The organism is Serratia sp. NA_13, assembly GCF_052691735.1.
The window spans coordinates 141,451-153,875 of the sequence record NZ_JBQZFV010000003.1 but is presented as its reverse complement, the minus strand read 5'-3'; the positions used below and the strand labels follow the sequence as shown (position 1 = coordinate 153,875).

Here is a 12,425-nt window from a genome sequence, read left to right as displayed (position 1 = left end):
TCCACATTCTCCCTTCGGCATTTCTGTAAGATAAAACATGAATTACAGCAGGCGGTTACCTACACTGGTTACTGCGCCTGAACGCCAACTGAGGAGAATCACCATGTCAGCCAACCCAGTGCTGCCCAGCACCATGAAAGTCGTCGAAATCAGCCAGCCTGGCGAACCAGAGGTACTGATTAGCAGCCAAAGGCCGCTGCCTACCTTGCAACAGGGTGAAATTCTGGTGAAAGTCGCGGCCGCCGGCGTTAACCGCCCTGATGTGATGCAACGTCGCGGCCAATACGCTCCGCCTGCTGGCGCATCGGATATTCCTGGCCTGGAGATCGCCGGTACCGTTGTCGCTACCGGCGTTGGGGCACAAAATTACGCCATCGGTGACGCAGTTTGCGCCCTGATTGCCGGCGGCGGCTACGCAGAATACTGCAAAGTACATGAAAGCAATGCGCTGCCGGTCCCCGCGGGCTTTAGCCTGATTGAAGCGGCGGCGATCCCGGAAACCTTCTTTACGGTTTGGGTCAACGTGTTCCAACGCGGGCGTCTTAAGGCCGGTGAAACCGTGTTGATCCACGGCGGCACCTCCGGTATCGGCACTGTCGCCACCCTGCTGGCGAAAGCCTTTTGTGCCAAGGTGATCACCACCGTCGGCTCCGAAGAAAAACGCCAGGCCAGTCTGGCATTGGGTGCCGATGTGGCGATTAACTATCGCAGCGAAGATTTTGTTGAGCAGACCCAGCGCACCACTAACGGCAAGGGAGCCGACGTTATTGTCGATTTGATTGCCGGTGACTACGTGGCGAAGAACTATCAGGCGGCGGCGATGGACGGCCGCATTGTGCAAATCGGCACCCAGAACGGCGTGGTGAAGGAGTTGAACCTGATGCCGCTGCTGATCAAGCGCCTGACCCATACCGGCTCGACCTTGCGTGCACGCAGCGTGGAAGACAAAGCGCAAATTGCCGCTGATTTACGCCAAAAGGTGTGGCCACTGCTGGAGCGCGGTGCATTAAAACCGCAGATATTCAAAACCTTCCCGCTGGATCAGGCTGCCGAAGCCCATGCGCTGATGGAGTCCAGTCAGCATATCGGTAAAATCATGCTGACTATCTAGCTCACACGCCCCCCGCAGTAGTGGTTGCGGGGGGACGTTTTCAACTGCCTGGGGTGTGTACGTCCTCCGGCATGGAGCCGGTATTGGCTAACTTCTCTTGCGCCAGCGCTTCGTCTTCGCTGCCTTTCTCCAGGCTTTCCTGCTGTGCCCCCTGCTTCGGCGAGTACACCAGTTCCACCATAATCGGGAAATGATCCGAGCCGACGCGGGTTAAGCGGCGCAGTGAGCCAAGCACAAAATGATCGCTATGAAACACATGGTCCAGTGGCCAACGCAGCAACGGATAACCGGCGTGGAAAGTGCTGAACATGCCACGCCCACGGCGCGGATCCAACAGGCCGCTGACTTTCAGAAACAGCCGCGTGGTGGTCGACCAGGCCACATCGTTCAAATCGCCGGTCACAATCACCGGAAACTCCGATTTGGCCGCACTTTTTCCCACCATTACCAGCTCGGCATCGCGATCTTCCGACTCTTCATTCTCGGTTGGGCTCGGCGGCATCGGGTGTACACAGTGCAGGCGCACCTGCGGTCCTTGCGGTAAATGCACCATCATATGCATTGATGGGATCTGCTCATCCACCAGATATTGTATTTGCGCATCGCTGAGTTTCAGCCGCGAATAGACATGCATGCCGTACAGGTTATCCAGCGGGCATTTCAAGCTGTGAGGATAATCCTGTTCCAGCACCGACAACTGCTGCTCCCACCAGGCGTCGGTTTCTACCGCCACCAGCACGTCCGGCCTTTCGGTCGCCACCAACGCCAGCAGTTTCTCCGCCTGGCGATTGGGCGTTAATACGTTGGACACTAAAATGCGGATACGCGGTTTCTTCTGGTAGCCGGTAAAATCCAGCACCTGGGGTTTGCTCAGCCGGGTATAAGGGTAAATCCACGCGGCCTGATAAGCCACGCAGGCCAGGTTCACGGCCATCATGCCCCACACCCAGGGTGACAGCGGTACAAACAGCAGGTTAAGCAATAACACCAGCAGCGAGAGCGCCAGTATTTGCAGGCGGGGAAAATCCCACACCCGGATCCACCAGGCTGCATGCTTTGAAAGTGGCACAATAGTCACCAGCACCAGCAAAAGCGTCAGTATGGCAGTTATCCCTGTCACGGTTAATTCCTCATCATTGATCCGGGCCTGTCGGGGTGACGGCCTCCTGACTGCCGCTTGGTGCGGCAGCCAAAGATTGCCATAAAAAACGCCCGTCCCGCCAGCCGACTTAAGGAATTATCTTGCGACGGCGAAATTCGTCAAACAGCGAGAACAGCATCGCTTCGGTTTCGACAAATTGATGGAAGCCAAAACGACGTGCCTTACTGCCATCGGCAAACATGTCGTAATCCCACGAGAAAACAAAATCGGCAAAACGCCAACTCGCCACCGCACGGTAATCCATCTCGACCAAATCATGCCGTTGCGCCAACGTCTGCCACAGCTCACGTTTATCCGCCATCACCGACTCCAGCGGCATCGGCAACGGCGGCGCCACTTCCAGATCAAAATAGCCGGCAATTTTCGGCCACAGCTCGCTCCAGCGGAACAGGTCACCGTTATTGATGTTAAATGCCTGATTAGCCGCCGCCGGCTCCGTCGCCGCCCACAGGGTAGCCCGCGCCAGTAACCCGGCATCGGTCATTTCCAGCAGGCTGTGGTAAGCCCCAGGTTTGCCGGGAAAGCGCAGTGGCAGCCCCAGCGCCTTGCTGATCGAGGCATAAACGGCCAGGGTCAGCGCCAGATTCATCGGGTTGCCAAGCGAGAAGCCGCCAACGACGCTGGGGCGAATGGCGCTCCAGTGCCAGTTTTTCCCCTGCTGACGCTGTTCAAGATAGCTTTGTTGCTCCAGGTTGAACTCCGGCGGCATGTGCCCGGCATCACTCTCGCGTGCCGGGGTTTTGAATGGCCCCAAATGGGCACCATACACTTTATAGCCTTGCATCAGGCTAATGTGCTCCAGCCCGTGCGCCACCGGTTCCAGCGCCTCCACCACATTGCTTAACATCGCCAGGTTTGGCGCCACCAGCCCCGCCCAGTCCGGTGCATCCTGATAGGCAGCGTAGAAAATGTGGCTGACCTGGGTCAGCGGTCGCAAGACATCAGCCGTTGCCTGTGCATCCAACAGATCGACCGCCAGATAACGCACCTGCGGCCGATCAACGCCGCCGCGCCGCGACAGACCAATCACCTGCCAACCTTGTTGTTCCAGCTCTTCAATCAGCTTGCCGCCAATAACGCCGTTAGCGCCGACCACCAACGCCAGTTTTTCGTTTTGCATGTTATGTCTCCGCTTCAGTATCTATTGAGACTTTCACTGTGATTGATTAGTTAAGCTTGCGGTAGATGGGGTTTATGACTATCACTTATAAGTAAAATCTATAGATGGAGGGCCGATGGACAAGCTAAACGCCATGCAGACTTTTGTTCGGGTAGCCGAATTGGGCAGCCTATCGGCCGCCGCTCGCGATCTGGGCCTGACACAACCGGCGGTCAGCCAACAGATTGCCGGCCTGGAGCAACAGTTGCGCGCACAACTGCTGTTTCGCAGCACCCGCGCCGTTACGCTGACCGATGCCGGCGCAGGCTATTATCGGCAAATCAAACCGATTCTGGCGGCGATGGGTGAAGCGGAAGAAGTGTTACATGGCCAAAACCTGCGGCTGCAAGGGGCGTTACGCATCCATGCACCAACAGGTTTCGGCCAACAACACCTGACGCCGCTGGCGATCGCCTTTCAGCAACAACATCCGCAACTGAACATCGAGCTGCTACTGGACGATCGTCGCGCGGATGTGATCGGTGAAGGCATTGATGTCGCGATCCGCTTTGGCGAACTGAGTTCACCTGGCACGGTGGCGCGACGGCTGGGAGAGTTACAACGTATTCTGGTGGCCTCGCCGGCCTACCTGGCGGCACAGGGTGAACCGCAAACCCTGGCAGAGCTGGCAACCCATCCACACATCCGCTATAGCGGTCTGAGCGACGCAGACACGCTGACGTTAATCGGCCCACATGGCCCTGAGATGGTGGAGCTGCGTCCGGTATTTCGCGCTAACAATACATTTTCACTGCTGGCGGCGATTGAGTCGGGGCTGGGTATTGGCGGCGCACAGCGACCGTTGATCGGTCGGCAATTGGCGAGTGGCACACTGGTGCCCATTTTGCCGGCCTGGCGTTATCCACCGATGGCGCTGCATGCGGTTTATCCCGCTGCGCGCTTTATTCCCGGTAAGGTGCGGGCCTGGGTGGAGTATTTGCTGACGGCATTGAGGAACATTGAAGGCATGACGTTAAACTATGCCCCCGACCAGAGGCCGGGGGCATAACCATTATTTGAACAGTTTACCGACCATATCGCCCAGTTCATTACTGTCCTGCTGCACTTCGCCATTTGGCGATGCGGCGTCAGCGACCGTTGGCAGGAACTGCGCAATAGTGGCGGATGCCTGAGCCGGATCGACGCCCAGCTTTTCGGCCAGTTGGTTGATGGCGTCGCTGCCCAGTGCCTGCTGCACGTTATCGCCGTTGATCTGCTGGTTTTCACCGTTGCCCAGCCATGAACCGACCACATCGCCGAATTGCCCCTGACGGAGCTTGTCCAGGATAGCCTGCAGACCACCCTGTTGCTCAACCCATTGCATAATGGCGACGTAATCGATGCCTTTACCACCGTTGGCACCGCCGAGAATGTTACCCAATACGCTATCAAAAAGACCCATGGTAATCCCCTTCCAGCCGTCGGCTCAGGCCGCTCGACCCTTGTGATTTAACGAAAAAAGGGCCGCCGCAGCGACCCCATTGATCAGCATCTGATTAGTTTCTGATCTTTCTGTAGACAAAAAGCACCACCAGGGCACCGATAACTGCGACAACAAAGCTGCCCAGATTAAAGCCATCAACGCGCCCCATACCGAAGAAGGTACTGATATAGCCGCCGACAACTGCACCGATAATCCCCAGAATGACGGTCACGATAAAGCCACCACCGTCTTTGCCCGGCATGATCCATTTAGCCAAGATACCGGCGATTAACCCAAAAATGATCCAGGAAATAATGCCCATTTTTACTCTCCCTATTACCTTTTGCCTTAAGAAACCCTATCACCAGACCCACTACGGCGCCTGCTCGGTACTTTTACACCTGTCCCTTCCCTTAACGGTAGAACGATACAGGGTAAACCTCGATAAACACGCGTCTTCACACAACTACTATAGTCAAATATCAGCAGTTTACCCATTTCCGTCCGTCTGAATTTGTCTGTGCAAAAATTAGCCGCATTCATCTCGCTGTCATTTGTACAGGCTATAACGACAGGCGAGGCTTCGCGCCGGAGACCGAGCATGACCAACACGCCGTTTCTGCTGATACTGGCCGCAATTTATGCCCTGGCGGCAGCCTGGAATGGCTCAGTCGCCCTGCTGTTGATGTAATGTTACACATCCTTTGTCACTTTTTTGGCAGTTTTAATTGTGTCTTGTTTTTACAGAAATTTAATTACCTGAAAGCCAAGAAGAAATAGGGGTTCACCTGGATAAAAATCCCATTAGCCAGCAGGCCTCAGGTCTCGCAAAACGGCTTGATTAACTGGCTGAACCATTCGGCAAATGCGGTTAAACGCGCCGAACGTTGACGACGATGGGGATAAAGCAAGGCAATGCCCATTGCCGGTGGCCGGGCCTGCGGCAAAACCTCACACAAGCTCCCGTCCTCCAGGTAGTGCTGAACATCAAAGCGCGGTATCTGAATCATCCCCAACCCTGCCAGACAGCACCCAATATAATTTTCCGCATTGTTTACCGTGACCCGGCTACGCAAGATTTTTTCCATGTGCTGATCGCCCCGCTGCCAAACCCAGGTATCTGCCCCGGCCAAAGTCGGCTGCGCATAGCCCACCACCCAGTGATCCTCCAACTGGGCAGGTTGCTCCGGGATCCCGTAGCGCTGCAAATAATCCGGGCTGGCACAGTTGATCATACTCAGGCGGCCCAGCGGCTGACTGACCAGACTGCTGTCGTTGAGGCTACCGACACGCACCACGCAATCGATCCCTTCCTGGATCAGATCAACTGAACGGTCGCTGGCGCTGAGAAACAGTTGAATTTCGGGATACTGCAAAAAAAAGTCAGGCAGCGCCGGCACGATCATTCTCCGGGCGATACGGCTGGGAACATCAACCGTCAAACGCCCCCCGATCAGGCCGTTTTGCCGATGAAACAGACTTTCCAATGCCTGCACGTCAAACAGCAGGCTGCGTGCCTTTTCGAGCAACAGTTCACCGTCGCTGGTCAGTTGTACCCGGCGAGTGGTGCGATGAAACAGGCGGGCGCCCATTTCATGTTCCAATTGCTGGATCGCGGCCGAAACCGTGGTTTTTGGCATCAGCAGGATCTGCGAAGCCCGGATAAAACTGCCCACTTCGGCCACCTGGATAAAGACCCGCAATCTCCCTATTTTATCCACCGGCAGTGCATCCTGTTAAACAAGCTGCGGCACCGGCCGCAGCAAAATTGATATTAACGGGTAGTATAGCCACCGTTGGCAAACAGCGTCTGCCCGGTGATCCACCAGCCGTCGGTGACCAGAAATTTGACGATCGGCGCGATGTCCTCAATGTCGGTCAGGCCGGTTTTCGAGAACTTGCTCAGCGCCGCGGCGCTGCGGTGATATTCCACCGCCTCTTTGCTTTCCTGCCCGTAGAAGAACGGCGTATCCATCGGGCCAGGGCCGATGGCATTCACGCTGATGCCCCGCTCGCCAAACTCTTTGGAGGCGGCGCGGGTAAAGTGCTCCACCGGTGCCTTGCTGCCCGGATAGACGGCATAAAACGGCGTATAAGCCGCCAGCAGCGAACTGACGATGGACACAATGCGACCGTTGTCGGCCAAATGCTTGCCTGCCTGCTGGATAAAGAAGAAAGCCGCTTTGGAATTGATGTCAAAACTGCTGTCGTAATCCGCTTCGGTCACCTCGGCAATCGGTTTTTTGATCACCAGGCCGGCAGTATTGACGGCAATATCCACTTTGCCGAATGCCTTGATTGCCTGCTCAAACAGCTGCGCCACGTTGCCAGGCTTGGTCAGATCGCCCTGCACCGTTATCGCCTGGGCGCCCGCCGCGTTAACCGCCTTCAGCGTTTCCTCCGCTGCCGCCCTGGTCGCATCGCTGTTGTAATGCACCACTATCGCTGCTGCCCCACTGGCCGCCAGATCGCGCGCCACCAAGCCACCCAGGTTCTTCCCACCGCCAGCGATCAACACCACTTTTCCATTCAAAGATTGCTTGCTCATTACAGTGACTCCGTTAGTGAAGGTTGTAACGAGTATAGGAACTGTGACCGCTCAGATAATCTGTCCAAACCGGGATGAACCATCCTGGTTTTTTGGTCAATACTTCCAGGTGGGCGAAAAATGCCCACAGCGTGATCGGCAGCCAAGCATTCAGCGGAAATCGCACTACACTTGTAAGTTTCCAACAGCAATAGTCGCAATTAGAAACTATTGTTTCCCGCCCGCCGTAGGCCACTAAACGCCCAGACGGGTCATAACAGAGGTCAATGTCATGGTGATTCAACCCTACTTATTCTTTAGCGGAAACTGTGAACAGGCAGTGAACTTCTACGTGCAGCAGTTGGGTGCCACGCTTGAAATGATGATGCGTTACAAAGAGATGCCCGAAGAAGCCAAACAGGGCAACCCTCAAGACGTCAATCCGGAGTCCATCATGCATGCCCGGTTGCTGATAGGCGACACCGCGCTGATGGCCTCGGATGGCTGCCCGCAGGATGGTGCCGACGCATCACACAAGGGATTTGCCCTGTCACTCAACCCAAGTACCGTTGATCAAGGGCGCGAACTGTTTGAAAAACTGTCGCAAGGAGGCCAGGTCACCATGCCTTATCAGTCCACCTTCTGGGCCAAAGGTTTTGGTATGCTGACCGACCAGTTTGGCGTCAATTGGATGATTAACGTTGAATAGTTCGTCATCCCGCTCGGTGTCCGCCTCTGATCGCGGGCACCCTGGCATCAACTATCAGTTGTAGTGATACCAGTCATAGGCCGCCATGGCGAACAGCACGAACAGCGCCGCCAGCAGCACCAATCCCAAACGCCAGTACGGTGACTTACGCTGCCGCCAGGCAAACAGGATCATTAACGCCAGCACTCCCAGCGTCACCGGGTAATAAACCACCAGCGTCAGCAAAGTAATAATGATGTAGTCAGACATGCGAGCGATCCCTGTATTCTCTCCGTAGGTTTAATGCGGAGGGTATAATCGGAGCCAATATATTCTTCCTCTGCCCTCAACAACTTATTCATTTTCACCGTTTAATGTGTAGTGGTCCAGGTGATTAACGAATAATATGCAGGATTGTTCTTACCTCGATTTAAAGATTGTACAGCAAGGGTGACATGACACAGCAGCAACTGCAGGATGCCGAACGGCCTCGCAACGGTAAAAACTCCCCGTTATTATTTCAGGCCGGCGTGTTTGTCGTCATCGTTGCCGTTACGCTGATCCTGTTTAACGCCTGGCAAATTTGGAATGCCCATCAGCGCGACTTGCAAAGTGCCGAGTATGAATCGGCCAATTTGGCCCGTGCGCTGGCGCAGCATGCCGATGACACCGTTATGCAGACCGACAGCACGTTGTCCGAACTGAGTGAACGCATTCAGGTTGACGGGCTGGCTAGCCCACAACTGTTACGATTGCAAAAAGTGATGCAAACCCAGGTGGGTAACCTGCCGCAGCTGCACGGGCTGTTTGTTTACGATGCACAAGGCAATTGGATCGTCACTTCATCGGGCCGCTTGGTACAAAACGCCAACAATGCCGACCGGGAATATTTTAAATATCACCTCGAGCACAACAGTAATGCAGTTTATATCGGCAAGGTGGTGCGCAGCCGCTCTACCGGCGATTTGATCATTCCGGTGTCACGCCGCATCAACCACCCGGACGGCAGCTTTGCCGGAGTCGTGCTGGCCACATTGTATATCAACTATTTCCGCCAGTTTTACGATACCTTTGCGCTAAACAGCGATGCTTCACTCAATCTGTTATTGGCCGACGGTATCATCCTCTACCGTCGCCCTTATTCCCTGGCGGCCATCGGCAAGAATATTTCCGAGGGCGTGCTGTTCCGGGAAATATTGCCACACTCCGAATTCGGCAATGCCACCATTACCTCGCGCTACGACAAGGTAGAACGGATTTACGGCTATTCACGGGTTAACCGCTATCCGCTGGTGATTGCTGTCGGGTTGTCGAAAAAAGATGTGCTGGCTGGTTGGCGCAACGACTCCGGCCTGTTTGCTCTGGGTGGCGCCACCCTGCTTGCCATCCTGTTGGCCATGGGGACGGTGTTGATGCGTCAGATTAACCACAGCGTGCGCACCGAAGCCGAGCTGATGCGCACTCGCGATCAGCTCACCAGTATCAACCAAACCCTGGAAGAACTGGCCTTGCTGGACGGACTGACCGGGCTGGCCAACCGCCGCCAGTTTGATTTCGCCTTAAAGAATGAGCAGATGCGCGCCTCACGCAACTACCGCAGCGTGGCGCTGTTGATGTTGGATATCGATTATTTCAAGCAGTATAACGACATCTATGGCCATGTCGCCGGCGACCAGTGTCTGCAACAGATCGGACAAATGCTCAAGGGAATGGCCAGCCGCAGCAACGACATCATGGCCCGCTACGGCGGCGAAGAAATGGCCATCATATTGCCGGACACCGACGCCCAGGGTGCACTGGTATTCGCCGAACGCGTCATCGAAGCGGTGCGGGCGCTAAAAATACCTCATGATGGCAACCCGCATGGCATCATCACCATCAGCATAGGGATCTACGCCAAGGTGCCGCATATGTATAACGACACGCCGATGAGCTTTATCAATCAGGCTGACAGCGCACTTTACCAAGCGAAAGCCCAGGGCAAAAACCGCATTTACTCCGCTTGACCCAATGAGCCGCCTTTAGCAAAAGGCGGCTCCAGATAAAAAGACCAGGCCAAATAATAGAATTATCATGCCTGCTCGATGCTTTTGATTAATTTCCAATAACAAACCCATTAATTCCGCTTACGTCTATTTTTGCCCTTTCGTGCGATTAGCATATCGTTTAATTTCTGTTTAGTGTTTGGTGAGTTTTAATAATGCTACCATTATTAAATCCAGCTTATTATCCACGAATTCAATTCGGGAATAATTCCCGCTGGTTATAAATTCCATTCAAATATAAAAAATTAAAATATCCCTACATTGCAAGGAGATAGGATGCTTATGGATAGCCTTATGCCGGAACAGGCATTGATGACATTGCCACAACGACAGTGGGACAGTGCTACTCTGCCAGTTTCCCACACTGCCGCCCTGGCGCTGGAACAAGGAAAAGTATTGTTTTTGCCCGAATTAAAATTTCCATTGTTAACCGATGAAATAACGTTATTGGATCCCGCACTGGTGGATATAAAACGTAAAAACATCAGCTATTGGCCAGAAAGTCAAAAATTATCTGGCGTAACGATAACGGCGCAACGACCACAGGTACAGGCACTGCTGCACCGTTATTATCAGGCCTGCCGACAGTTAATCGCCGGTTTACTGCCTCATTATCAGCAAACCTTGCATTCACCGGTTAACAGCCTGCGCCTGCACCCGGTTTCGTCCTGGCGTGCGACCAACTCATGGCGTAAGGACGACAGCCGTTTGCACGTTGACGCCTTCCCATCACGCCCCAATCAGGGTGAGCGCATCCTGCGTATTTTTACCAACATCAATCCGCATGGTGAGCATCGCCAATGGCGCGTCGGTGAACCTTTCCCCCAATTGGCACGACGTTTTATACCGCGCCTACCGCGCTATTCACCCTTGAGCAGTTGGCTGCAGCATAAGGTCGGCATCACCAAACGCCGCCGCAGCCATTACGACCACCTGATGCTGCACCTGCACGATGCAATGAAAGCCGACCAATACTACCAGCAGCAAGGCCCACAGCTGGCACTCGACCTGCCGCCGGGCAGCAGTTGGATCTGTTTTTCCGATCAGACGCCGCACGCAGCGATGGCCGGCCAGTTTATGTTGGAACAAACCTTCCTGCTGCCGGTCAGCGCGATGAAAAACCCACGGCAGTCGCCGCTAAAAATGCTGGAAACGCTGTTGCGCAAACCCTTGATTTAATCCGCGGTTAGCAGCAGGGTTTCCCCCTGTTGCTGCGCCAGTTGATAATGTGTGACCAGGCTGTGGCGGCCAATCAGTTCGGCCAATTGTGGTGAATGGCTGGTGATCCACAGTTGGCTGTATCGACTGGCTTCGGCGATCAGCATTGCCAGTGCCGGCAGCAACTGCGGGTGCAGGCTGTTTTCCGGTTCGTTAAAGGCCATAAATGCCGGGGGGCGTGGGCTAAGCATCGCCACGGCCAGGCAGAGAAAACGCAGCGTACCGTCCGAAAGCTCGGCACTGTCCAAAGGCCGTAAAATCCCGGCCCGATGCATCAATAGCTGAAAACGCCCCTGCGGTGCCTGTATTTCAAACTGACTGTCCGGAAAGGCCTGCCCCAGGATCTCATGCAGCAACTCCCCGTTGCCTATCTCGCAAACGGTTTCAAAAGCGGCGGCCAGATTACTGCCGTCATGCGCCAGTACCGGCGCGCGGATGCCCACCTGCGGTGCGCGCAGTGGTGAACCGGGCCAAACGGCAAACTCATGATAAAAGCGCCACTGGCGCAGGTTTTCCCGCACCTGCGACACCTCGGGATACAGGTGGGGGTCGGCAAGCTGACCAAACACCGATTCCTCCGCATGTAAACTGGCGGGATAAGTCGTGCGTTCTCCCTGAATATTCGTCAGGAATGCGCTTTGATTGCGCCGCTCCAGCACCCTCGTCGACGGGCGACGGCCATGGCCAGCTACCCACAGCGACTCCTCTTTGACCAGCGGATCGAGTTGAAACAGGCTGTCGGTAGGATCGGGGAACCCCAGCTGCAACTGATAATCAAAGTCCTCAAGGGTGGCAGACAGCAACATCCGTTTCGGATCGCCCCGCCGATCGCCCGGGCGCAATCCTCCGGCCCACATCGCCTTCTGAATGCCGCCCTCCTCGGCCAGCGCCGTAGACAGGCGCCCACATGCCGCCTCGTGGATCAGCCGTACCGCTTTATACAGGTTGGATTTACCGCAGCCGTTCGGGCCGCTGATCACATTCAGGCGGCCCAGTTGCAGTTTCAGGTTGCGGATAGAACGGAAACCACTTAGCTGGAGTTGTTGGATCGTCATAGGCACAATTTTTAGTCAAAGGGATAGCGTATCTTAA

The 12,425-nt window shown here is 55.0% G+C and carries 13 protein-coding genes; 5 read left to right on the top strand and 8 right to left on the bottom strand.

Annotation, left to right across the window (positions count from 1 at the left end):
- The first annotated feature begins 103 nt into the window (after positions 1-103).
- On the top strand, positions 104-1,111 hold the full coding sequence (locus ACUTSU_RS07415) for an NAD(P)H-quinone oxidoreductase (RefSeq protein WP_445650453.1): 1,008 nt from the start codon (positions 104-106) through the stop codon (positions 1,109-1,111).
- Positions 1,112-1,151: 40 nt separating this feature from the next.
- On the opposite strand, the gene ACUTSU_RS07410 is transcribed toward ACUTSU_RS07415, so the two are convergent.
- Complete coding sequence (locus tag ACUTSU_RS07410) at positions 1,152-2,231, bottom strand: endonuclease/exonuclease/phosphatase family protein (RefSeq protein ID WP_445650452.1); 1,080 nt, start codon at positions 2,229-2,231, stop codon at positions 1,152-1,154.
- A 109-nt stretch (positions 2,232-2,340) separates the two neighbouring features.
- Positions 2,341-3,393 (bottom strand): SDR family oxidoreductase, encoded by a 1,053-nt coding sequence (locus ACUTSU_RS07405; protein WP_445650451.1) that lies wholly within the window; start codon positions 3,391-3,393, stop codon positions 2,341-2,343.
- 115 nt (positions 3,394-3,508) lie between these two features.
- On the opposite strand from ACUTSU_RS07405, the gene ACUTSU_RS07400 reads away from it, so the two are divergent.
- Positions 3,509-4,441, top strand: coding sequence for a LysR family transcriptional regulator (locus ACUTSU_RS07400; protein WP_445653970.1), 933 nt, complete (start codon positions 3,509-3,511; stop codon positions 4,439-4,441).
- Positions 4,442-4,444: 3 nt separating this feature from the next.
- On the opposite strand, the gene ACUTSU_RS07395 is transcribed toward ACUTSU_RS07400, so the two are convergent.
- From ACUTSU_RS07395 to ACUTSU_RS07380, 4 genes are all read right to left on the bottom strand, one after another.
- A complete protein-coding gene (locus ACUTSU_RS07395) occupies positions 4,445-4,834 on the bottom strand; it encodes a YidB family protein (RefSeq protein ID WP_445650449.1) in 390 nt (129 codons plus the stop codon).
- Positions 4,835-4,928: 94 nt separating this feature from the next.
- Entirely contained in the window at positions 4,929-5,177 is a 249-nt protein-coding gene (locus ACUTSU_RS07390; RefSeq protein WP_017893301.1) for a GlsB/YeaQ/YmgE family stress response membrane protein, read from the bottom strand.
- A gap of 496 nt (positions 5,178-5,673) precedes the next feature.
- The gene (locus ACUTSU_RS07385) at positions 5,674-6,576 is read right to left on the bottom strand and encodes a LysR family transcriptional regulator (protein ID WP_445650448.1); all 903 of its coding nucleotides are present in this window, start codon (positions 6,574-6,576) and stop codon (positions 5,674-5,676) included.
- Positions 6,577-6,629: 53 nt separating this feature from the next.
- Positions 6,630-7,403, bottom strand: a complete 774-nt coding sequence (locus ACUTSU_RS07380; protein WP_445650447.1) for an SDR family oxidoreductase — start codon at positions 7,401-7,403, stop codon at positions 6,630-6,632.
- Positions 7,404-7,674: 271 nt separating this feature from the next.
- On the opposite strand from ACUTSU_RS07380, the gene ACUTSU_RS07375 reads away from it, so the two are divergent.
- Positions 7,675-8,091: a VOC family protein gene (locus tag ACUTSU_RS07375; RefSeq protein WP_445650446.1), complete on the top strand. Its 417-nt coding sequence runs from the start codon at positions 7,675-7,677 to the stop codon at positions 8,089-8,091.
- 54 nt (positions 8,092-8,145) lie between these two features.
- On the opposite strand, the gene ACUTSU_RS07370 is transcribed toward ACUTSU_RS07375, so the two are convergent.
- Positions 8,146-8,340: a hypothetical protein gene (locus ACUTSU_RS07370; RefSeq protein WP_445650445.1), complete on the bottom strand. Its 195-nt coding sequence runs from the start codon at positions 8,338-8,340 to the stop codon at positions 8,146-8,148.
- A gap of 185 nt (positions 8,341-8,525) precedes the next feature.
- Between ACUTSU_RS07370 and ACUTSU_RS07365 the strand changes: the two genes are divergently transcribed.
- Positions 8,526-10,076 carry a sensor domain-containing diguanylate cyclase gene (locus ACUTSU_RS07365; protein WP_445650444.1) on the top strand — a complete coding sequence of 517 codons (1,551 nt, stop codon included), beginning with the start codon at positions 8,526-8,528 and terminating at the stop codon, positions 10,074-10,076.
- Positions 10,077-10,397: 321 nt separating this feature from the next.
- Positions 10,398-11,294 carry a Kdo hydroxylase family protein gene (locus ACUTSU_RS07360; RefSeq protein ID WP_445650443.1) on the top strand — a complete coding sequence of 299 codons (897 nt, stop codon included), beginning with the start codon at positions 10,398-10,400 and terminating at the stop codon, positions 11,292-11,294.
- Here the strand turns inward: ACUTSU_RS07360 and ACUTSU_RS07355 are convergent.
- Positions 11,291-12,388, bottom strand: coding sequence for an AAA family ATPase (locus ACUTSU_RS07355; protein WP_445650442.1), 1,098 nt, complete (start codon positions 12,386-12,388; stop codon positions 11,291-11,293). The genes ACUTSU_RS07360 and ACUTSU_RS07355 overlap by 4 nt on opposite strands.
- Positions 12,389-12,425 lie beyond the last annotated feature (37 nt).